The sequence below is a fragment of the Actinophytocola oryzae genome, assembly GCF_004364325.1.
In the GTDB taxonomy this organism is placed as follows: Bacteria; Actinomycetota; Actinomycetes; order Mycobacteriales; family Pseudonocardiaceae; genus Actinophytocola; species Actinophytocola oryzae.
Genome location: NZ_SOCP01000004.1, coordinates 358,624 through 379,677, shown reverse-complemented (window position 1 = coordinate 379,677; position 21,054 = coordinate 358,624). Strand labels below are relative to the sequence as shown.

General features: G+C 70.3%; 21 protein-coding genes. 16 read left to right on the top strand and 5 right to left on the bottom strand.

Going from position 1 to position 21,054, the window contains the following annotated elements; all coding sequences use genetic code 11:
* The first annotated feature begins 109 nt into the window (after window positions 1–109).
* Window positions 110–592 carry a hypothetical protein gene (locus tag CLV71_RS12705; RefSeq protein WP_208297532.1) on the top strand — a complete coding sequence of 161 codons (483 nt, stop codon included), beginning with the start codon at window positions 110–112 and terminating at the stop codon, window positions 590–592.
* Between the two features lie 6 nt (window positions 593–598).
* On the opposite strand, the gene CLV71_RS12700 is transcribed toward CLV71_RS12705, so the two are convergent.
* A complete protein-coding gene (locus CLV71_RS12700) occupies window positions 599–997 on the bottom strand; it encodes a helix-turn-helix domain-containing protein (protein WP_133902907.1) in 399 nt (132 codons plus the stop codon).
* Window positions 998–1,201: 204 nt separating this feature from the next.
* On the opposite strand from CLV71_RS12700, the gene CLV71_RS12695 reads away from it, so the two are divergent.
* From CLV71_RS12695 to CLV71_RS12665, 7 genes are all read left to right on the top strand, one after another.
* Window positions 1,202–2,485, top strand: a complete 1,284-nt coding sequence (locus tag CLV71_RS12695; RefSeq protein WP_133902906.1) for an SWIM zinc finger family protein — start codon at window positions 1,202–1,204, stop codon at window positions 2,483–2,485.
* Window positions 2,482–3,876 (top strand): DUF5691 domain-containing protein, encoded by a 1,395-nt coding sequence (locus CLV71_RS12690; protein ID WP_133902905.1) that lies wholly within the window; start codon window positions 2,482–2,484, stop codon window positions 3,874–3,876. The genes CLV71_RS12695 and CLV71_RS12690 overlap by 4 nt, the downstream gene beginning before the upstream one ends.
* A gap of 88 nt (window positions 3,877–3,964) precedes the next feature.
* Window positions 3,965–5,044, top strand: a complete 1,080-nt coding sequence (locus CLV71_RS12685) for an ATP-binding protein (RefSeq protein WP_133902904.1) — start codon at window positions 3,965–3,967, stop codon at window positions 5,042–5,044.
* A 97-nt stretch (window positions 5,045–5,141) separates the two neighbouring features.
* Window positions 5,142–7,322, top strand: a complete 2,181-nt coding sequence (locus CLV71_RS12680) for a DUF5682 family protein (RefSeq protein ID WP_133902903.1) — start codon at window positions 5,142–5,144, stop codon at window positions 7,320–7,322.
* The gene (locus CLV71_RS12675) at window positions 7,319–8,473 is read left to right on the top strand and encodes a VWA domain-containing protein (protein WP_133902902.1); all 1,155 of its coding nucleotides are present in this window, start codon (window positions 7,319–7,321) and stop codon (window positions 8,471–8,473) included. Before CLV71_RS12680 ends, CLV71_RS12675 begins: the two co-directional genes overlap by 4 nt.
* A 50-nt stretch (window positions 8,474–8,523) precedes the next feature.
* On the top strand, window positions 8,524–8,904 hold the full coding sequence (locus CLV71_RS12670) for a VOC family protein (protein WP_133902901.1): 381 nt from the start codon (window positions 8,524–8,526) through the stop codon (window positions 8,902–8,904).
* Window positions 8,905–8,944: 40 nt separating this feature from the next.
* The gene (locus tag CLV71_RS12665) at window positions 8,945–9,901 is read left to right on the top strand and encodes an acetylxylan esterase (RefSeq protein ID WP_133902900.1); all 957 of its coding nucleotides are present in this window, start codon (window positions 8,945–8,947) and stop codon (window positions 9,899–9,901) included.
* Here the strand turns inward: CLV71_RS12665 and CLV71_RS12660 are convergent.
* The 3 genes from CLV71_RS12660 to CLV71_RS12650 all read right to left on the bottom strand — a co-directional run bounded on the left by CLV71_RS12660 (window position 9,877) and on the right by CLV71_RS12650 (window position 12,755).
* Window positions 9,877–10,953: an MFS transporter gene (locus tag CLV71_RS12660; RefSeq protein WP_133902899.1), complete on the bottom strand. Its 1,077-nt coding sequence runs from the start codon at window positions 10,951–10,953 to the stop codon at window positions 9,877–9,879. The genes CLV71_RS12665 and CLV71_RS12660 overlap by 25 nt on opposite strands.
* Before the next feature lie 10 nt (window positions 10,954–10,963).
* Window positions 10,964–12,025, bottom strand: a complete 1,062-nt coding sequence (locus tag CLV71_RS12655; RefSeq protein WP_133902898.1) for a carboxylate-amine ligase — start codon at window positions 12,023–12,025, stop codon at window positions 10,964–10,966.
* A 94-nt stretch (window positions 12,026–12,119) separates the two neighbouring features.
* Window positions 12,120–12,755, bottom strand: coding sequence for an LPXTG cell wall anchor domain-containing protein (locus tag CLV71_RS12650; protein WP_133902897.1), 636 nt, complete (start codon window positions 12,753–12,755; stop codon window positions 12,120–12,122).
* Window positions 12,756–13,084: 329 nt separating this feature from the next.
* Here CLV71_RS12650 and CLV71_RS12645 point away from each other — a divergent pair, with 329 nt between their 5' ends.
* The 7 genes from CLV71_RS12645 to CLV71_RS12615 all read left to right on the top strand — a co-directional run bounded on the left by CLV71_RS12645 (window position 13,085) and on the right by CLV71_RS12615 (window position 19,694).
* Window positions 13,085–13,570, top strand: coding sequence for a 2Fe-2S iron-sulfur cluster-binding protein (locus CLV71_RS12645; protein ID WP_133902896.1), 486 nt, complete (start codon window positions 13,085–13,087; stop codon window positions 13,568–13,570).
* Window positions 13,567–14,565 (top strand): FAD binding domain-containing protein, encoded by a 999-nt coding sequence (locus CLV71_RS12640; protein WP_133902895.1) that lies wholly within the window; start codon window positions 13,567–13,569, stop codon window positions 14,563–14,565. Before CLV71_RS12645 ends, CLV71_RS12640 begins: the two co-directional genes overlap by 4 nt.
* Window positions 14,562–16,796, top strand: a complete 2,235-nt coding sequence (locus CLV71_RS12635; RefSeq protein WP_133902894.1) for a xanthine dehydrogenase family protein molybdopterin-binding subunit — start codon at window positions 14,562–14,564, stop codon at window positions 16,794–16,796. The genes CLV71_RS12640 and CLV71_RS12635 overlap by 4 nt, the downstream gene beginning before the upstream one ends.
* Window positions 16,797–16,844: 48 nt before the next feature.
* Entirely contained in the window at window positions 16,845–17,516 is a 672-nt protein-coding gene (locus CLV71_RS12630) for a TetR/AcrR family transcriptional regulator (RefSeq protein ID WP_166664064.1), read from the top strand.
* Window positions 17,517–17,612: 96 nt separating this feature from the next.
* Window positions 17,613–18,212 carry an isochorismatase family protein gene (locus CLV71_RS12625; protein ID WP_133902892.1) on the top strand — a complete coding sequence of 200 codons (600 nt, stop codon included), beginning with the start codon at window positions 17,613–17,615 and terminating at the stop codon, window positions 18,210–18,212.
* Entirely contained in the window at window positions 18,209–19,102 is an 894-nt protein-coding gene (locus CLV71_RS12620) for a GlxA family transcriptional regulator (protein WP_133902891.1), read from the top strand. The genes CLV71_RS12625 and CLV71_RS12620 overlap by 4 nt, the downstream gene beginning before the upstream one ends.
* Window positions 19,103–19,151: 49 nt before the next feature.
* Window positions 19,152–19,694: a GNAT family N-acetyltransferase gene (locus CLV71_RS12615; RefSeq protein WP_133902890.1), complete on the top strand. Its 543-nt coding sequence runs from the start codon at window positions 19,152–19,154 to the stop codon at window positions 19,692–19,694.
* Here CLV71_RS12615 and CLV71_RS12610 read toward each other — a convergent pair.
* On the bottom strand, window positions 19,691–20,290 hold the full coding sequence (locus CLV71_RS12610; protein WP_133902889.1) for a hypothetical protein: 600 nt from the start codon (window positions 20,288–20,290) through the stop codon (window positions 19,691–19,693). The genes CLV71_RS12615 and CLV71_RS12610 overlap by 4 nt on opposite strands.
* A 9-nt stretch (window positions 20,291–20,299) precedes the next feature.
* Here CLV71_RS12610 and CLV71_RS12605 point away from each other — a divergent pair, with 9 nt between their 5' ends.
* Complete coding sequence (locus CLV71_RS12605; RefSeq protein ID WP_133902888.1) at window positions 20,300–21,037, top strand: SDR family NAD(P)-dependent oxidoreductase; 738 nt, start codon at window positions 20,300–20,302, stop codon at window positions 21,035–21,037.
* Window positions 21,038–21,054: the final 17 nt, after the last annotated feature.

Sequence of the window (21,054 nt, the reverse complement as noted above, 5' to 3'; positions counted from 1 at the left end):
ATCGCGCGCGTCGACGGCGGCATGCACATCACGTCATTTGCGTCGTCAACTTCTGTGTCGCACGTGTGTCGACTCGCATCATCGAACGGCCGTTCTTATCGTGGCAGCGGTGTCGGCTCGTAAGAACTCCCGCTCGAATCCCCCACCTCAGGTCCGCACCAGGCCATCCTCCGACGACGCACACGCCATCGTCTTCTTCCAGCGCCATGTGGACGACGACCCCGACGAGACCGTGCCTGGGCGCGTCTTTCTTCGTGAGACCTGTCCCGCCGGAGTGCGTGCCAAGTTCTTCGCGGTCCTGAACGCTGTCGCCGCCGCACCTCCCAAACGATTCGCAGGCGGTGGCGCCTGGGAAGCCATGCACGGAGACATGACCGGCTGGTTCGAGGTCCGCAAGGACGGACCGGGACGGCACCACTACCGGTTGTTCTGCCTCCTGGACTACGAGGCCCGCGGCCAGGACAAACCTCTGCTCACCATCATCGACGGCAGGGACAAGCCCTTTCGTACGGAGTTGTCCTCGACTGACTACGCCGCGGTTCGCTCCCTCGGCGACGAGTACCTGAAGCGCAACCCCCGCTCGCTGCACTGAGCCCGATCACGAGGCCCGGGCACCCGCGAACTTCCGCGCCAACTCCTCCGGATCCTTCACCGTTCCCGAACGAAGAGGCTCCGCCACCTGCTCCCGCTCCTCATCGGTCATCGGCACCAGCGCCACTCTCAACCCCAGGGCGGCAGCCACCTCAGCGACCGTACCGATCGTGGGATTGCGATGCCCAAGGGTCAACAGCCGACGGACCACGGCAGGGTCGGCGCTGATCGCACGTGCCAGGTCAGCCTTCGACAGCCCCAGGCCGATCCGCGCCTCATCGAGATCGTGTACGAGCTGGTCGATCGTCGACACCCGCAGACTCTCGGTGATGTACGAGCGCAGGAACTCCGGGTCCTTGAGGTCCTCGGCCAGATCATCCCAATACGTCGTCGGAGCAGTCGACACAACGTTCACCTCCGCTTCGGCGTTGCACGCACCAAGTAGTGTTGCATATATGCCACACTCCGCGCCATTGCCTGCTGACTGTCGACCCGCCCACCCAACCCCGCCCCTCAGGACCACGCGACCGCTCACTGTCGGTGGTGCCGGATAGTCTGGCGGCCAAGCGGACACAGGAGAGGACCAGGAAGCTTGGGATCACGCTGGACGGTGGCTCAGGTACTCGGTCACGCACCGGACGCCGGCTCCGCCAAGGCCGCTCGAGGGCTCGCCAACCCTCGAACCTGGTCCGAGCTGGGCAGCAACGACTCCCTGGTCTGGGGCAAGTGCCAGGGCAGCGCACGAGCCCCCTACCAGGTCACCGTCGACATCGCCGCCCCCGAACCCGCCTTCCGCTGCACCTGCCCCAGCCGCAAACAGCCGTGCAAACACGGCCTCGCCCTCCTTCTCCTCTGGTCCACCAACGACGGAGTGGTCGCCGACCTCGAGCACGCCGAGCCCTTCGCCGCCGACTGGGCCGCCCAGCGCGCCAGCCGCAAGGCCACCCCCAAAACCGACAAACCACCCGACCCAGAAGCGCAGGCCAAGCGCCTGGCCGAACGCAAGTCCCTCATGTCGGCCGGCATCGACGACTTCGAGCGGTGGCTGCACGACATCGTCCGCCAAGGGCTGGCCAGCGCACGACGACAGCCGCCGAGCTTCTGGGACACCGCGGGCGCCCGTCTGGTCGATGCCCAGGTCGGCGGCCTCGGTGACCGCGTCCGGGCCATGGGCAGCGCCATCCACGCCCGCAACGACTGGGCGCCCCACCTCCTCGGCGAGCTGGGCCGCTGGTACCTCGCCGTGCGTGCCTGGCGACGGCGCGACCAGTTGGACGACGCCGCCATGGGCGACCTCCGCACGGTCCTGGGCTGGTCCCGCCGCAAGGACGAGGTCGGCGATCGGGTCTCCGACCGGTGGTGGGTCGTGGGCCTCAGCCAGGAGGAGGACGACCGGCTGCTCTCCCAGCGGACCTGGCTGTACGGCGAACGCACCGGCGAAACGGTCATCCTCCTCGACTTCGCCGCGGCCGGGCAGGCGTTGAACGTCGCCCACGTGCTCGGCTCCGTCGTCGACGGCGAGGTCGCCCGCTACCCGGGTGGCGAGCCGCGAAGAGCGCTGCTCACGGGGGACGAACCCAAGATCACCCAGGGCGCCGGGCTCCCCCACCCCACCGACGTCCGAGGGGCGCTCGACCAGGCCGCCCGCTGGCTCGCGGGCAACCCCTGGTTACGCCGCATCCCCATGGCCCTCGCCGACATGACCGTCGTCCCCGCCGACCCGCCGCTCCTCGTCGACGCTGGTGGCGCCGCACTCACCCTCGCCCCCGACACCGACGTCTGGCAGCTGCTCGCCCTCTCCGGCGGCCACCCCGTCCACGTCTTCGCCGAGTGGAGCGACGAGCGCCTCCACCCCCTCAGCGTCGAGATCGACGACAAGCTGGTGGCCCTGTGACCACCTGGGACGACCTCCTCAGCACCGCCCTCGTCGGCACCAGCCGCCGCACCTTCGCCCTCGACGACCTCGACGTGGAGGGCGCGGGCCGCGTCGAAGCCGACAGTGCCGAGGCCGCCGTGCTCGCCGGTGCCGCGCTCGCGGCCGGCTACCGGAGGGCCGGGTGGACGCCACCCACCTGGCGCGGCACCCACGCCCCACCCGCGGCACCCGACGACCGGCCGGAGTGCTCACCTGCCGCCACCCAGCTCCTCCGACTGCTCCTCGACCGCGCCATCCGGGTCGAAGGTGGCCCCGAACTACTCGCCGTCCACTGGCTCGCCTCCGCACGGAAGGCAGGCAGACGCCCGCCCTACCGGCTCGTCGTCGACCTGCTCCGCTTCGGCACCGCCAACGCCGCGACCCGCCCACTCGTCAAGCAGGTCGTCGGACCGCGCGGCAGCTGGCTCGCCCAGCGCAACCCCTCGTGGAGCTGGGCCGCGACCGTCCCGCCGGAGGACGTCGTCGAGCGCTTCGCCACCGGCACCCGCGCCGACCGGCTCGCCCTCCTCACCGACCTCCGCGCCACCGAGCCGGACTTCGCCCGCACCCTCATCGAGGACACCTGGGCCGACGAGCAGGCCGCCGTCCGCGCGAGCCTCCTCGACACCCTCCACACCGGTCTGTCCACACAGGACGAGTCATTACTCGAGCGGGCGCTCGACGACCGCGCGGCCACCGTCCGGGCGGCCGCCGCCGCTCTGCTCGACCGCCTGCCGGAGTCACAACGCGCACAGCGCATGGCCGAACGCGCCAGGCTCCTCGCGGGCGACCTGCCGGACGAGCCCGACCAGGCCGCCCGCCGCGACGGCATCACCGACCACCGCGAGCCCGGTTACGGCCGCGCGGCCTCGTGGCTCATCCAGATCCTCGCCGCCACCCCGCTCACCACCTGGGACATCGACCAGATCGGCGAGGCGGGTGCCGAGACGCTCGTCGGGTGGACGAAAGCCGCGCTGCGCCAACGAAACCAGGAATGGCTCACGGCACTCGCCCGCCACCAGGCCAGCCCGGAGCTGATCGCCGCACTGACCCCGGAGGCGGCCACGGCCATCCTCGAGGGCCACAAGAAGATCGACGCCCGCTTCGGCGGTCTCCTCGCCGCGGCGCCGGGGCCGTGGCCACCGGGGTTCTCCGTCAACATCGTCAACCGCCTGCGCGCCAACAAGGCCGAGAACGTCCTCCAGCTCTCCGCCGCCGCACTCGCGGAGCACCTGCACCCGGCGGCGCTCGCCGCCGTCGAGGCGTGGCTGCTCACCCTCGAGTCCGACCACAAGGGCACCCGCCGCATCCTGCGCGGCATCTCCCAGGCACTGTCCATCCGCGCCACCATCCTCCAGGAGTTCACGTGAGCGAAGCCTGCGCAGCGACCCGTCGATATTCAGGGCGCCACCGAGCCTGCGGAGCGTTCCGACGCCACGCAGCAAGCGAGGTGGCGTCATGACGGACGTGCTTCGCGCGCATGCCGAACAACAGCACGCCGACGAACTGACGGCACTGCGCAAGCAGGACGACCGGCCCAAGCCGCCCAACTGGGTGCTCTCACCCTGGGCGGTCGCCACGTACGTCCTGGGTGGCGAGACCGCCGACGGCACCGTCATCACGCCGAAGTACCTCGGCTCACGGCGGCTCATCGAAGTCGCCATCGCCACCCTCGCCACCGACCGCGCACTGCTCCTGCTCGGCGTCCCCGGCACCGCGAAGACCTGGCTGTCCGAGCACCTCGCCGCCGCCATCTCCGGCGACTCCACCCAGCTGGTGCAGGGCACGTCCGGCACCGCGGAGGAGTCCATCCGCTACGGCTGGAACTACGCCCGCCTCCTCTCGGAAGGCCCGTCACAGCAGGCGCTCGTCGCCAGCCCGGTCCTGCGCTCGATGGAAACCGGTGGCATAGCACGGATCGAGGAGCTGACCCGCATCCCGTCGGACGTGCAGGACGCGCTCATCACGATCCTGTCCGAGAAGACACTGCCGATCCCCGAGCTGGACAGCGAGGTCCAGGCCCGCGCGGGCTTCAACATCATCGCCACCGCGAACGACCGCGACCGAGGCGTCAACGACCTCTCCGCCGCGCTCAAGCGCCGCTTCAACGTGGTCGTGCTGCCGCTGCCCGACGACCCCGAGGCCGAGGTGGAGATCGTCCGCCTGCGGGTCAAGCAGCTCGGCGAGTCGCTGAGCCTGCCCGCCGAGCTGGAGAACATCGACGAGATCCGCCGCGTGGTCACCGTGTTCCGCGAGCTGCGTGACGGCGTCACCGAGGACGGCCGCACGAAGATCAAGTCACCGTCGGGCACGCTGTCCACGGCGGAGGCCATCTCCGTGGTCACCAACGGGATCGCACTGGCCGCCCACTTCGGCGACGGCGTCGTCCGGGCAGGCGACGTCGCGGCGGGCCTGCACGGCGCGGTCGTCAAGGACCCGGTGCAGGACCGGATCGTGTGGCAGGAGTACCTGGAAGCCGTTGTCCGGGAGCGGAAGCCGTGGAACGACCTCTACCGGGCATGCCGAGAGCTGATGTGAGCGGAGCTTGCGGAGCGAACCGTCGGCACCACGCCGACGAACGGCGTCACCGAGCCTGCGAGGGGAGGCCGTGAGCGGCGTGAGCGGAGCTTGCGGCGTGAGCCAGGTCCACATCCTCGGGATCCGGCACCACGGGCCGGGGTCGGCTCGCGCGGTGTCGGGGGCACTGGCCGAGCTGGACCCGGACATCGTGCTGATCGAGGGACCGCCCGAACTGGACGCGGTGGCGCCACTCGCCGCCGCACAGGGAATGCGGCCACCGGTCGCCGGTCTCGTGTACGCGGTGGACGCGCCCTCCACGGCCAACTTCTACCCCATGGCGGTGTTCTCGCCCGAGTGGGTCGCGCTGCGCTGGGCCCTGGAGCACGAACGCGAGGTCCGCTTCCTCGACCTGCCCGCGGCGATCTCGCTCGTCCTCGAGGACGACGACGAGTCCGAGGCACCGATGGACCCCATCAAGACCCTCGCGGAGACCGCGGGCTTCGACGACCCGGAGCGCTGGTGGGAGGACGCCGTCGAGCTGCGTTACCACGGCCTCGACGTGTTCACCGCGGTACTCGACGCGATGGCTGCCCTCCGCGAGGGACACACCCCCGACCTGCGCACCCGGCGACGCGAGGCGGCCATGCGCCGCGTGCTGCGGGCCGCGATCCGCAGCGGGGCCGAGACGATCGCGGTCGTCTGCGGCGCCTGGCACGCACCGACCCTCGTGCCGTCGGAGTTCCCGACCCAGACCGCGGACAACCAGCTCCTGAAGGGCCTACGCACCACCAAGGTCGCCGCCACCTGGGTGCCGTGGACCTCGACGCGGCTCGCCAGGATGAGCGGCTACGGCGCGGGCATCGAGTCCCCCGGCTGGTACCACCACCTGTTCACCGCCAAGGACGAGGTCGTCGGGCGCTGGCTCGTCCGCGTCGCGCACCTGCTGCGCCGCGAGCAGGTCGACGTGTCGTCGGCCGCCGTCATCGAGGCGGTCCGTCTCACCAGGACACTCGCCGCGATCCGCGACCGGCCGCACCCCGGTCTCCCCGAGGTGCTCGAGTCGTGCCAGGCGGTCCTGTGTGGCGGGTCGGACGTCCCGATGCGACTCGTGGCCCGCAAACTGCTCGTCGGCGACATCCTCGGCCGCGTGCCACCCGAGACCCCGATGGTGCCGCTCGCCATGGACCTCGCCGCCACCCGCAAACGTTTGCGCCTCAAGCAGAGCGCCGCGGAGCAGGACCTGGACCTCGACCTGCGGACCCCGTCGCACCTGGAGCGCAGCAAGCTCTTCCACCGGCTGCAGCTGCTCGAGGTCCCCTGGGGCGAGCAGGCGGAGACCTCCCGCACCAAGGGCACCTTCCGGGAGACCTGGACCCTGGAGTGGAAGCCGGAGCTGGAGGTCGCGCTCATCGAGGCCAGCGGCTTCGGCACGACCATCGAGTCGGCGGCGACGGCCGTGGTCGCGCAGCGCACCGCCGACGCCGACATCGCCGTGCTGAGCACGCTCGTCGAGACCACGCTGACCGCCGACCTGCCCGCCGCGCTAGCGGACGTCCTCGCCGCACTCGACGAACGCGCGGCCCGCCAGCACGACATCACCCGGCTCATGGCCGCGGTCGAGCCGATGGCACGGGTCCGCCGCTACGGCAACGTCCGCCGGGCCGACACCGAGCTGGTGCAACGCGTCCTGACCGGCATCATCACCCGCGTCACGGTCGGCCTGGCCGCCGCGTGCACCGCGCTCGACGAGGACGCGGCGGCCGACGTGCGGGAGCTGATCGACGGCGTGCAGCGCGGCATCGGCCTGCTCGACCAGCCGGAGCTGCGGGTCGTCTGGCTGGGCGCGCTGCGGTCGGTCGCGGACCGGCAGGGCGTGCCGGGCGTCATCGCGGGCCGCGCCGTGCGGCTGCTCCTGGACGCGGGCCTCCTGGACGTCGCCGACGCGGCCGCCCGCCTGTCCCGCAGGCTGTCCCTCGCCTCGGACGCCACACAGGCCGCGGGCTGGCTCGACGGCTTCCTGTCCGGCGAGGCCGCGTTGCTGGTGCACGAACCCGAGCTGCTCGAGATCGTCGACCGCTGGACCACGAGCGTCGACGCCGAGCTGTTCGACCACCTGCTTCCCCTGCTGCGCAGGACGTTCGCCGACTTCACCGCGACGGAACGCCGCGACATCGGCCTGCGCGTCAGGCGCATCGACCGAGGCGAGGGCGCGTCGGGCGTGCGGGCCGACGACACCACGCTCGACCGCGACCGCGCCTCCCTTGTCGTGCCGAGGATCCTGGAGCTTCTCCGATGAGCGAACGCCTGCGCAGGTGGCGGATGATCCTCGGCGGCGAGGACGCCGACGGCACCGGCACGGAACTGTCCGGTGTGGACGCCAAGCGCGACTCGACGCTGAAAGCCCTGTACGACAGGGACGAGGACCGCCGGGGCGGCCTCGGCAACTCCTCCCCGCGCGTCGCGCGGTGGCTCGGCGACATCCGGGGCTACTTCCCCAGTTCGGTCGTCCAGGTCATGCAGCGTGACGCCATGGAACGCCTCGGTCTGCGTGAGCTGCTGCTGGAACCCGAGCTGCTGGAGTCCGTCCAACCGGACGTGCACCTGGTCGGCACCCTGCTCTCCCTCAACCACGCCATTCCGGAGCGGTCACGGGACACCGCGCGTGCCGTCGTCCGCAAGGTGGTCGACGACCTGGAGAAACGCCTCGCCCAGCCGACTCGGCAGGCGGTGACCGGTGCCCTGCACCGCGCGAACCGCACCAACCGCCCCCGCCAGTCCGACATCGACTGGAACCGCACCATCCTCAAGAACCTCAAGCACTACCAACCGGATCACCACACGGTCGTGCCGGAACGCCTGGTCGGCTACGGCCGCCGCCTGCCGAACGTCAGCAAGCAGATCGTGCTGTGCCTCGACCAGAGCGGCTCGATGGCCAGCTCTGTCGTGTACGCGAGCGTGTTCGGCGCGGTGCTGGCGTCGATCCGTTCGCTGCGCACGCAGATCATCGCGTTCGACACGTCGGTCGTCGACCTCACCGACTCCCTGACCGACCCGGTCGAGCTGCTCTTCGGCATCCAGCTGGGTGGCGGCACGGACATCAACGCGGCACTCGCCTACTGCCAGACCAGGATCGAGACGCCGCGCGACACGGTTCTCGTGCTCGTCACCGACCTGTACGAAGGCGGCAACGAGGAGGAGATGATGCAGCGCGCACAGGCGCTGAAGGCCGAGGGCGTGCAGGTCGTCTGCCTCCTCGCGCTGAGCGACGACGGCGCCCCGGCGTACGACCACGACAACGCGGCGGCGCTCGCGGCGATGGGCATCCCCACGTTCGCGTGCACCCCGGACAAGTTCCCGGACCTGATGTCCACCGCCATCCAGAACCAGGACATCACCACCTGGGCCGCCGCGAACGACATCCCGGTGGCCGCGCCCGCCGACGAGTGACGTCCGATTCCTTCAAGACCCCGGCCCGGCGGACGCCTAGCGTCGTGGGCATGACACCGAAACTCGGCCTCATCGGCCTGGTCGTCGAGGACATGGGTGCCTCGCTGGCCTTCTACCGCCGCCTCGGCCTCGACGTCCCACTCGACAGCGACAACGAGCCACACGTGGACGTGGAACTGCCCGGCGGTCTGCGGATCGCGTGGGACACAGTGGACACGATCCGGTCATTCGCTCCGGAATGGACGAAACCGACCGGCGGCCACCGCGTGAATCTCGCCTTCCTGTGCGCCGACGTCGACAAGACCTACCAGGAGCTGGTCGACGCCGGGTACCGCGGTCACCGGCCGCCGTGGGATGCGTTCTGGGGACAGCGATACGCGGGTGTCGAGGACCCGGACGGCACCGTCGTCGACCTGTTCGCCCCACTCTGACCACCATAGGGTGGAGGTGACGCCGAACAGAGGAGCACCCGTGCCGCTGACCTTCGACATGCCGTTCGACGACCTGCTCACCTACCAGGGCACCAACCCCCGGCCTGCCGACTTCGACGAGTACTGGGCACGCGCGCTCGCCGCCCTCGACGACACCCCTGCGGACGTGGAGATCGTCCCCGCCGAGTTCCAGACGCCCTATGCCCGGTGTTCCCACCTGTGGTTCACCGGGACCGGCGGCGCGCGGGTGCACGCGAAGCTCCTCCAGCCGGTCGAGCCGCAGGGCCCGGCCGTGCTGGAGTTCCACGGCTACACCGGCGACTCCGGCGAGTGGGTCTCGAAGCTGCCGTACGTGGCACTCGGCCACACGGTCGCGGCACTCGACATGCGTGGCCAGGCCGGCCTGTCCGTCGAGGAGATCCCGGTCGCGGGCTGGTCCATGGCCACCTACCTGCTGCGCGGCATCGACGACACGCCGGACAACCTGCTGTACCGGCACCTCTTCCTCGACACGGCCCGGCTGGCCCGGATCGTGATGGGACTCGACGGCGTCGACCCCGACCGCGTCGCCGCGACCGGCTTCAGCCAGGGCGGCGGCCTGACACTCGCGTGCGCCGCCCTGGAGCCGCGGATCAGGCTCGCCGCGCCGGTGTACCCGTTCCTGAGCGACTACCGGCGTGCGTGGGAGCTGGACCTCGAGAAGAAGCCGTACGACGAGATCGCGGCCTACTTCCGCAAGCGCGACCCCCTGCACCGGCGCGAGGACGAGATCTTCACCCGTCTCGGCTATGTGGACGTGCAGCACCTCGCGCCGCGGGTCAGGGCACGCACGCTGCTGACCGTGTCGCTCGCCGACCGCGTCTGCCCGCCGTCCACGCAGTTCGCCGCGTACAACAAGCTGACCTGTGAGAAGTCCTACCGCACCTACCCGGACTACGGGCACGAGACGCTGCCGGGCACCGCCGACGAGATCTACTCCCTGCTCGCGACCCTCTGAGTGCGGCTCAGGGCCACCACGACCCCAAGACAGCAGGCCATCGCCACGGCGACGAACAGCGGCAGCGCGAGGTCGGACGTGGCCTGCATGCCGAAGCCGATCACCGTGGGGACGACCGAGTTGCCGAGCATCGCCACCGTGAGCACGACCGCGGTGACCCGTCGCGGGTGCGGCAGCGTGGCCGCGATCCACGCGAGCGTCGTCGGGAACACGGGCCCGGCGAACATGCCGAGCAGGAAGTACCCGGTCGGCGCGCTGACGTCGACGGTGATCAGCGTGAGGCTCGCCGCGCACGCGAGCAGGGTGGTCACCAGCAGTCGGACGGCCGTCCAGTTCCTCGTCACCAGGGGCACGAGCAGGCGGCCCGTGGCGAGCCCCAGCCAGAACAGCGACGTGAGCGCGGACGCGGTGTCCGGTGCGTAGCCGTGCGCACGCAGCTGGGTCGCCTCCCAGCTCGACAGTCCCGTCTCGACGCCCGCGTACGAGAACAGCAGGGCGCAGAACAGGAGCAGTGTCGGGCCGACCGTCAGGCGCTCGTGCGCGGGAGGCGCCGCAGGCGCGGCGAGGCGCAGCGGCAGCGTGCCCACCAGGCAGACGGCGACCACCGCGAAGAGGTAGCCGCCGTGGGTGAGGCTGACGAGCGCAGGCCCGGCCGCCGCGCCGAGTCCGTAGGCGCCGTTGACGAGGTTGACGTGGGCGAGGCCACGCGCGGCCGTCACGGCGTTGATGATCAGCACGAGCCCGCCGAACCCGAGGCCCGCGACCACCACGGCCCCGAGCGGCAACGGCCACGACAGCGGCAGGGCGAACAGGACGAGGCCGCCGAGGAGGAGCACCGCACAGACGACGTAAAGCGGGCCGCGGGCCCAACGGTCGCTGAGGGCGCCGCCGATGGCCGTGCTGACCAGGCTGCCGCCGAAGAAGCCGGTGACGATGAGCCCGGCGGTGGCCGGTTCGAGGTGCTGGCGGTCGCTCAGCAGTGGGATGAGGGGGCCGAGTGTGGCCTGGAAAAGGCCGAGCAGCCCGAAGACGAGCGCGCAGCGTACGACCACACGCCCGACTCTACTTGCCGGTCAAGGCGTCCACGACGTCGATCAGCTCACCACGACGGTTGTACGCCGCGCGTTGGCGTGCCGCGCCGGTCCCCCGCTCGCGCAGGTGTGCCACCCCCGCCTTGACGAACTCGAGGTCCTCGCCGAGCACCGGCGCCAGCAGCTCGACCAGATCGTCCAACTGGGACTGGACGGGCGTCATCTCGCCGGTCACGGGGTGCAGTGCCGAGCCGCTCAGGCCTTCTCTCGACGCGCGCCAGAGGTTGGCACGCAGGATCGTCTGCGGCAGCTGGGGCGGCGGGGCGGCGGTGTCGAGCGCGTGGGCGACGAGACCTCGGACGAGCGTGGCGAACAGGGTCGCGTGCGTGGCGGTCACCGCGACGTCGCTGATTCGGAACTCGACCGTCGGATGCCGTTCGGATAATCGGATGTCCCAGTAGATCATCGCGCGGTCCATGAGCGCGCCACAGCGCAGCATGCTGTCCACGGTGGACTCGTACTCGTCGAGTCCGGAGAACAGCGGTGGCGCCCCTGCCGAGGGCCAGCGGGACCACTCCTGGTAGCGCCAGCTGGCGTAGCCGGTGTCCGCGCCGTCGAACGGGGAGTTGGCCGTGATGGTCAGCAGGACGGGCAGCCACGGCCTGGTCTGGTTGATGATCCGGACGCCGGTCTCGCGGTCCGGGATGCCGACGTGGACATGACATCCGCAGGTTGCCACCGAACGGACGGTCGCACCGAACCAGTCGGCCATCCGGAGGTACCGGGGGTTCGGCGTGATCTCCTGCTGTTCGGTCTCCGGCATGACCGGACAGCCGCTCGGCAGGATCCGCAGTCCCCTGCGTACGGCGGCCTCGGACAGTTCCGCCCGCATGGCCGTCAGCTCGGTGAGGACCTCTTCCGGCGTGCGGCACACGGACGTGATGGCCTCGACCTGGCAGGTCTTCAGCTCCGCCTCGACGTGCTCGCCTTCGCTCGCGTCGGCGATCTCGGGACCGTAGCGGGAAAGCAGGCCGTCGGTCCCCACGAGGAGAAACTCCTCTTCGACGCCGAGCGTGAGCTGTCCTGTTGTCACACGGGCTTCATACCCGTACGGAGGTGTCCGCAAACGCAGAGGGCGGGCCCGCACCCGCGCGGCCCCGCCCTCTGCGTTCGTACTGGTCTGGCTGTCAGGCCTTGCTGCGCCGACGAACGACGAACAGCGCCGCCGCGCCACCCGCGAGCAGCACGCCCGCGATGCCCAGCGGCAGGCCGATGCTCGCGCCGGTCGAGGCGAGGGCCTCTTCCTTGACCTCCGGCGTCGTCGTGGTGGTGGTCGGCGTCACGGACGGCGGGGCCACGACGTTCTCCGTGGACGAGGTGGTCTCCGTCGGGGGAGCCTCGGTGGAGGACGTGGTCTCGGTCGTCGACGACGACGTCGTGGTGGTAGTGGTCGTGGTCTCGGAGGTCGACGACGGCGGCGCGGCGACGCAGGCCTTCACGTGGAGAGTCTGCGTGAAGCCGTACTTCGCGTTGTCGTCCCACGCCGTCACGACGACCGTGAAGGTGTGCTCCACGGAGCCGGACGTCTTGTAGTTCTTCACGAACTTGGACTGGAAGCCCTCGTCCACGAGCGTCTCGGTGCCGTCGGTGACCTTGACGTGGTTTTCCTTCTTCTTGCTCGTCGCGTACGACTGCAAGTTGAGCTGCAGCGTCGTGGTGTCGCCCTCGCAGGCGGCCTTCACGTCGCGAGTGTGGGCGCTGGCGGCGCCCGCGAACCCGATGAGGCCGGCAGCGACGCCGGTCAGAACCACACCGAGAGCCACGCCGAAACGGCGGCGCGGAGTCGTGTTGAGTGCCAAGGATGCCTCCGGCTGCTTCGTCAATTGAACGGGAAGCCGGTAACGCCCGTCTATCGACCGAGAGTCGCCGACCACGAAATCCGCTGCGTAGGTTAGCCACTCTTCTGAGTGGACTTTCACCGGGTCCCCACACGGAACGTACATGTCAGACCTTGCTCCGTTCGCCCGATCGACGATCTGCCAATTGGGTCAACCACGACTCGGTTAACGCAACGCCGTCGCCTTGTTAAGTCAACGGCGTTTCGCTAAGCTCGAAATCGAGCCGGACCACGGCCGACGAACGGAGCGCAGCGGTGACCGAGGTACGAATGCGCGTCAACGGGACCACCCACCCGGTGGAGATCGACGCGAGAGTGAGCGTGCTCGACGCGTTACGCGAGCACGTGGGTCTCACGGGCACGAAGAAGGGCTGTGACCAGGGCGCATGCGGCGCCTGCACGGTGCTTGCGGACGGCGAGCGCATCCTGTCGTGCCTGGCCCTGGCGATGCAGTACGAGGGCCGCGAGATCACCACCATCGAGGGCGTCGACCACCCACTACAGGCTGCGTTCGTGCACCACGACGGCTTCCAGTGCGGCTACTGCACGTCCGGCCAGATCTGCTCGGCCATCGGCATGCTGGCGGAGCACAGAGCCGGGATGCCAAGCGCGGCAACGGAAGACGTGTCGAAGACCCCCACGCTGACCGCCGAGGAGATCCGCGAGCGCATGAGCGGCAACCTGTGCCGCTGCGGGGCCTACAACGGCATAGTCGCGGCGATCGAGGACACAGCCAGATGAGACCACTGAACTACCTTCGCCCGACAGACGTTCAAGAAGCGGTAAAAACGATCTTCGTCACGCCCGACGCCAAGATTTTGGGCGGTGGTACAAATCTGGTCGATCTGATCAGAAGTGATATAGAACACCCCGACACCGTCATCGACGTAACGTCCCTTCCGCTGAACGAAGTAACCGAACTACCTACGGGTAATATCCGAATTGGGGCATTGGTCCGGAACAGTCACCTGGCGGCGCATCCGTTGGTCCGGACCCGCTACCCGATGCTGACCCAGGCGATCCTGATGGGCGCGTCGGGCCAGCTGCGCAACATGGCGACGGTCGGCGGCAACCTGCTGCAACGGACGAGGTGCCACTACTTCTACGACACGACGATGCCGTGCAACAAGCGCGAGCCCGGCACCGGCTGCGCGGCGCGGACCGGCTTCACCCGCAACCACGCGATCCTGGGCACGAGCCCCCACTGCATGGCCACGCACGCCTCGGACATGTGCGTGGCCCTGACCGCCCTCGACGCCACGGTGGAGGTGGAAAGCACCAGGGGCCCACGCCGGATCCCGATGTCGGAGTTCCACGTCACCCCGGGCTCGACGCCCCAACTCGAGTCGACGCTGGCGGAGGACGAGCTGATCACGGCGGTCGAACTGCCGCCGCTACCCGTCGCGGCGAACTCCCGTTACCGCAAGGTCCGGGACCGGTCGTCGTACGCATTCGCACTGGTCTCGGTGGCCGCGGCGCTGCGGGTGGAGTCCGGTCGGGTGGCCGAGGTCCGCCTGGCACTGGGCGGCGTTGGCACCCGCCCGTGGCGAGCGCTCAAAGCCGAGGAGACCCTGAAACAGGGCCCCGCGACGGAAGAGGCCTTCCGCACGGCGGCCGAAGCCGAGCTGGCGGACGCCATCACCCAGCCGGACAACGAGTTCAAGCTCGAGCTGACCCGGCGGACCGTCGTGGCGACCCTGCGCACCCTGATCCCACCCGCGGAGCACCTCTCATGACCCAGGCACCGGCACTCCCGCACACTCCGGTTCCCACGAGGACCCGTGTCCTCGGCGAGCCGCTCAACCGTGTCGACGGGCACGTCAAGACGACCGGTGCCGCCCGGTTCTCCGCCGAGTACCCCTTCCCCGACCTGGCCCACGCCGCCCTCGTGCACGCCACCGTCACCCGGGGCCGCATCACCGCCGTCGACACCGAGGATGCCCTCGGCCTTCCCGGCGTCCTCGCCGTGATCACCCACGAGAACGCCCCGGAGATGAAGGCCCCACCCAGGCCGAGCCTCGTCAACATGTCGACACTCGCGACGTCGACCACGGTCAACTACCTCAACACCGACGAGGTCCACTGGAACGGCCAGCCCGTGGCCGTCGTCGTCGCCACCTCGCTCGAAGCGGCCCGTGACGCCGCCCGCCGCGTGCGTGTCAGCTACGCCCAACTACCCGCGACGACGAACTTCGAGCGGGAACTACCCAACGCCGTCGCCCAGAAGAACAGCGGGCTCATTCCGGGCGGGGGCGGCAAAGGCGACGCCGACGCGGCCCTCGAAGCCGCCGACGTCTCCGTCGACCTCCACTTCACCACCCCGATGCACCACCACAACGCACTGGAGCCCCACGCCACCACCGCCGCGTGGACCGGCGACCGCCTCACCGTGTACGACGGCGCCCAGAACATCGACTGGACCCGACGGCACCTCGCGCACAAGTTCGGAGTCAGCCACACCGACGTGCACGTGATCTCCACGTTCGTCGGCGGCGGGTTCGGTGGCAAGATCAACGTCTGGCCGGGCACCATCCTCGCCGTGCTCGCCGCGAGGGTCGTCGGCAGACCCGTGCGCCTGATGCTCACCCGCGAAGGCGTCTACCGCACGGTCGGCGGCCGTACCCCGTCCGCCCAGCGCGTCGCGCTCGGCGCCGGCCACGACGGCAGGCTCACGGCGCTGATCCACACGAGCGTCACCCAGCTCGGCCGGGTCGGCGGCGTCGAGGAGCAGGTCGTCTCCCAGTCGCGCCACCTCTACGACGCCGAGAACATCCTCGTGCAGCAGAGCCAGGTCACCCTCGACGCCCTGTCCACCACCTCGATGCGTGCCCCTGGCGAGTCCATTGGCTCCTTCGCCCTCGAGGCGGCCGTCGACGAGCTGGCCTACCGGCTCGACCTCGACCCCATCGAGTTCCGAATGCGCAACGAGCCCGACCGGAACCCGCTCGACGGCAAGCTCTTCGCGCGCCGCGGGCTCCGCGAGGCGTACGCCCGTGGCGCCAAACGGTTCCGCTGGCAGGACCGCACTCCCGAGCCCGGCTCCATGCGCGACGGTCGCTGGCTCGTCGGCATGGGCGTCGCCACCGCCTACCACCCCTCCTGGCAGTTCCCCGCCAACCTCACCCTCCGCATCTCCGCCGACGGCACCGTGCTCCTCCGCTGCGCCTTCCACGAGATGGGCATGGGCTCGGCCACCGCGTTCGGCCAGGTCACGGCGTACTCGCTCGGCGTCCCGTTCGCGGCGGTGCGTGTCGAGTACGGCGACAGCGACCTACCCGCCGGGCCCGGGGCGGGCGGTTCCGCGCAGACCGCGAGCGTCACGTCGAGCATCCTCGAGGGCACCGCCAGGCTGAAACGGGACCTCCGCAGGCTCGCACGCCGTGCCGGGGTGTCACCGGCCGAGTCGCCCGGCGCGATCCTCACCCTCGCCGGACGCGACCACCTCACCGCCACCGTCGGTTCCGACACCCGCCTCGGACAGCTGGGCGGGCAGGTCCGCTTCATGACGAAGTTCCTCCGCGACCGGCGCCGCTACGTGAAAGCCGCCTGTGGCGCGCAGTTCTGCGAGGTGCGGGTCGACCAGGACACGGGCGAGGTACGAGTCTCCCGCTGGCTGGGGGTGTTCGACATCGGCACCGTCGTCAACGCCAAGACGGCGGCCAGCCAGCTGCGTGGCGGCATCGTCATGGGGATCGGCGCCGCGCTCGGCGAGGAGACCCTCGTCGACCGGGACACCGGGCGAATCGTCAACGCCAACCTGGCCGAGTACCACGTGCCCGTGCACGCCGACATCCCACGCATCGACATCGAGTGTCTCGGCGATCCCGACCCGACCATGCCGCTCGGCGTGCTCGGCGCGGGCGAGGTCGGCATCGTCGGCGTGGCAGGCGCGATCGCCAACGCCGTCCACCACGCCACCGGCCGGCGGGTCCGCGACCTGCCGATCACCCTGGACAAACTGCTGTGACCAGGACTTGACCGCGTGATGCGCCGGTGTCGTGGTTACCGTATGACCATGTCGCGGGACCAGGACGACTTCCAGCGGGCACGGCGCCCAGAGCAGAAGCTGCTGCGTCAGACCGCGATCCTCGAGGCCGCCCTCCGGCTTGCCCAGCGCGAAGGGATACGCGACATCAGCCTCGCGGACATCGCGAGCGAGGTCGGCATGCACAAGTCCGCACTGCTGCGTTACTTCGAGACTCGCGAGGACATCTACCTTCGCCTCGGCGTCGACGCGTGGCGGGACTGGTCGGACGTGCTCGCCGCCAAGCTGAAGTCGCTCGCGACCGGCGACGTCCAGGGGATCGGCGAGGCGTTCGGCACCACGCTGGACGACCGTCCGTTCCTCTGCGACGTCTTCACCCACGCGTCGCTGAACCTCGAACGCAACGTGTCGGTCGAGAACCTGTTCGGTTTCAAGCTCGCGGCGCACCTCTCGATCAAGTCCATGGCGGCCGCGGTCCGGGTGATCCTCCCCGACCTGTCCGAAGGCGACGCCCAGGAGATCGTCGGTGCCGTGAGCGCGGTCGCCGCCTCGCTGCGGCAGATCGCCCACCCACCACCGGCGGTCGCGCAGGTCTATGCCGAACATCCCGAGCTGGCCCTCGGCTACGACGACTTCGCCGCCACGGTCGCCCGCTTCACGGAGACGATCATCCTGGGCACACGCGCCAGGAACCAGATCTGACCGAGCACGCTGACCGGCGCGCCACTGACCAGATCCGTCCGCACCCTGGCGGGATGGTGTCTACAGACCGGCCGAGCCTGCGACGAGTCTGGTGCCATGCGCAAAGCACTGATCGTGATCGACGTCCAGGAGTCGTTCCGCAGGCGGGAGGCCTGGCAGGCCGTCAACAACCCCGACATCACCGACCGCGTCAACACGCTGGTGGCGGCGGCCCGCGCGGACGTCGACCTCGTCGTCTGGGTCCTGCACTCGGAACCCGGCACCGGCGGCGTGTTCGACCCGGACAGCGGGCACGTGCACCTCATGCCGGAGCTCGACCGCCGCGACGACGAGCCACTGCTGGTCAAGACGTCGATCAACGCGTTCACCACCACGAACCTCGCGCAGCTGCTGACCCAGCACGGCATCCGCGAGCTGCGGGTGTGCGGGATCCGCAGCGAGCAGTGCGTGGAGACGACCACCCGCGTCGGCTTCGACCTCGGCTACGACATGACCTACGTGGTCGACGCGACCGCCACGTTCCCCATCCCGCACCCGGACGCGCCCAGGGACCGGACCATCGCGGAGATCCTCGCCGACCCGCGCACCACGCAGGCGGACGCCGTCGTCGCGCACACCGCACTCGTCCTCGCCGACCGCGGTTTCGCGACGGTGCGGACGGTGGCCGAACTCGTGGGTACCATGACCAGATCGTGACCCGTGTTGCCTTCGTCCTCGCGCCGGGCGTGCACCTGCTCGACCTGGCAGGGCCCGCGCAGGTGTTCTTCGACGACGTCCTCGGCTACGACCTGCACTGGGTGGCCGAGCACGACGAGGTGAACACCGCGCAGGGCCTGCCCGTGCGTGCCGACACGACGTGGCCGACCCTCACGGCAGACGACCTGGTCGTGGTGCCCGGCTGGCGCTCCCCGTCACTGGCCGCGACGTTCGCACTCGGCCAGGCGACCCTCGACCGGATACGTGCCCATCACGACAGTGGCGGCATGGTGGTGAGCGTGTGCGCAGGCGCCGACGCGCTGGGCAAGGCTGGCCTGCTCGACGGCCGCCGCGCCACCACCCACCACGACCTGCAGGACGAGCTGGCCCGCCGCTATCCGAAGGCCACCGTGGTCCGCGACGTCCTGTACGTGGTCGACGGCCGGGTCGCGACGTCGGCGGGCATCGCGAGCGGCATCGACCTGGCCCTGCACCTCGTGGCCACGCGACACGGTCCGGCGGTCGCGGCCAGGGTCGCCCGCTCGATGGTCGTCTACGCGCGGCGCAACGGCGACGAGCACCAGGCCAGCGCCATGCTGCGTCATCGGTCCCATGTGGACGACACCGTGCACCGCGTGCAGGACCTCATCGACACCAGGTTCAGCGACCCGCTCCCCCTGACCACGCTCGCGGGCGCGGCAGGCGTCAGCGCACGCACGGTGACCCGCCTGTTCGGCCGCGCGACCGGCCTGACCCCGCTGCGCTACCAACACCTCCTGCGCCTGGAACGTGCGGAGCACCTCATCCGCCACGGCGCCACGGTCGAGTCGGCGGCCCGCGCGGTCGGCTTCGAGGACGCCCGCATGCTCCGCCGCCTGCGTGCCCGCTGAGCGCACGGATCACACCGGCAGGCCCCTCGGGATGGGTAATGTTCGAAGTATGGGCGATGAGCTGACGACCGAGCGGCTCGTGGTGCGGGAATGGCGGCCTGACGACGCGGCCGCGGCGCTGTCGATCTACGGCGTGGACAAGGTCACCCGCTGGCTGACGCCGGCGATGGGGCAGGTCGCCGACGAGGCGGCCATGGGCCTGGTGCTGAACGCGTGGATCGAGGCGCAACCGAACATGATGCCGCCCCGGGGCCGCTGGGCGGTCGAACGCACGGAGGACGGCGAGGTGGTCGGCGGGCTGGGCATCCGCCTGCTCCCGCCGTACGAGGAGGACCTCGAGCTGAGCTGGCAGCTGCGCCCGGACGCCTGGGGCAACGGCTACGCGTCCGAGGCGGGGAAGGCTCTGGTCAGCTGGGCGTTCACCCAGGAGATCGACGAGCTGTTCGCGGTGGCGCGCCCGAACAACACGCGTGCCATCGGGACGGCCAAACGCATCGGCATGTCCTGGGTCGGTGAGACCGACAAGTACTACAACCTGCGGATGCAGGTGTTCCGCATCCGCCCGAGCGACACGGCGGAGCAGTCGCGCTAGCGGTGGGTGGCACGGGCCAGCGGCTTGAACCAGTGGTCCCATCCGGGTAACAGCCTTCGCGCCGTCCTGAACACGAGCCGCTGCCCCGCTGTGTCGAGGGACTCGAACCACACCATCAGCCGGGCGGCGGTCGCTACGTCGCCGTCGCTGCCCGCAGCGACGTAGCGCAGGACGTTCGCGCGGTACTCGTCGGTCCTGGCCCGCACGTCGCCCGGCCGCATCCCGTGGAACCAGTCACGGATCCCGGCCACGGCGAAGAAGTAGGTCAGCCGCAGCGTGGGGTCGTAGCCACCGTAGAGGGCGATGCTGCCGACCGTGTCGCGGAACCTGGCGGCCACCGCCGTCGCGACGGCGGGGTTGGCGCGGTTCATCTCGGCGAGCGCGACGGCCGCGACGATCGACAGCTCGCCGAACAGGTCGTTCTTCACCGACTCGATCAGCTCGGTGATGGCGGTGTCGTCGTGTGGATGGGCTGCCAGACCGGCGATCCCGCGCAGGCGCACCACCTCGTCGTCGTCGACCAGAGCCCGTGCGTGCCGTACCACCTCGTCCATGACCGACAGCAGAGCAGCGGCGGCCGGGGACCGGTCCTGCATGATGTCGGTATGCGTGTTCTCGTCACGGGTTCGTCCGGCGGTCTCGGGTTGACGGCAGGCCGGCTGCTGATCGAGGAGGGCCACGAGGTGGTCCTGCACGCTCGCGACACGTCGAGGGATCCCGGTATCGCCGAGGTCGTGGTCGGCGACTTCTCGAGCATGGCCGAGGTACGTTCGGTGGCCGCGCAGGCCGACGCTCTCGGCCCGTTCGACGCGGTGATCCACAACGTGGCGGTCGGTTACCAGGAGCGGCGGCGGACCGTGACCGAGGACGGGTTCGCGTTGGTGTTCGCGGTGAACGTGCTGGCGCCCTACCTGCTGACGGCGTCCATGGCGCGGCCGTCGCGGCTGGTGTACCTCAGCTCGGGCATGCACCGGGGCGGCGACCCGTCGCTGGTGGACCTGCAGTGGGAACGCAGGCGGTGGAGTGGCTCGCAGGCGTACTCGGACTCGAAGTTCTGGGACGTGGTGCTGGCCTTCGCGCTGGCGCGGCGCTGGCCGGCCACGCCGTCGAACGCCGTGGACCCCGGCTGGGTCGCGACGCGGATGGGAGGCGCGGGGGCGCCGGACGACCTGACGCAGGGGTCCGTCACGCAGGTCCGGCTCGCCCTTGGCCAACTGGGTGGCACCGGCGGCTACTTGTACCACCTGACCAGGGTGAACAGCCATCCTGCCGCCAGTGATCCGGCCCTGCAGGACGCGTTCCTGGCGAGGTGCGCCGAGCTGACCGGCACCCCGATCGAGTGAACTCGCCGAGACCCGTT

Excerpts from the sequence above, each read along its gene's own strand:
- CLV71_RS12685 (WP_133902904.1), top strand. The coding sequence starts at position 3,965 with ATGACGGACGTGCTTCGCGCGCATGCCGAACAACAGCACGCCGACGAA.
- CLV71_RS12675 (WP_133902902.1), top strand. The coding sequence starts at position 7,319 with ATGAGCGAACGCCTGCGCAGGTGGCGGATGATCCTCGGCGGCGAGGAC.
- CLV71_RS12670 (WP_133902901.1), top strand. The coding sequence starts at position 8,524 with ATGACACCGAAACTCGGCCTCATCGGCCTGGTCGTCGAGGACATGGGT.
- CLV71_RS12640 (WP_133902895.1), top strand. The coding sequence starts at position 13,567 with ATGAGACCACTGAACTACCTTCGCCCGACAGACGTTCAAGAAGCGGTA.
- CLV71_RS12635 (WP_133902894.1), top strand. The coding sequence starts at position 14,562 with ATGACCCAGGCACCGGCACTCCCGCACACTCCGGTTCCCACGAGGACC.
- CLV71_RS12630 (WP_166664064.1), top strand. The coding sequence starts at position 16,845 with ATGTCGCGGGACCAGGACGACTTCCAGCGGGCACGGCGCCCAGAGCAG.
- CLV71_RS12625 (WP_133902892.1), top strand. The coding sequence starts at position 17,613 with ATGCGCAAAGCACTGATCGTGATCGACGTCCAGGAGTCGTTCCGCAGG.
- CLV71_RS12615 (WP_133902890.1), top strand. The coding sequence starts at position 19,152 with ATGGGCGATGAGCTGACGACCGAGCGGCTCGTGGTGCGGGAATGGCGG.
- CLV71_RS12610 (WP_133902889.1), bottom strand. The coding sequence starts at position 20,290 with ATGCAGGACCGGTCCCCGGCCGCCGCTGCTCTGCTGTCGGTCATGGAC.
- CLV71_RS12605 (WP_133902888.1), top strand. The coding sequence starts at position 20,300 with ATGCGTGTTCTCGTCACGGGTTCGTCCGGCGGTCTCGGGTTGACGGCA.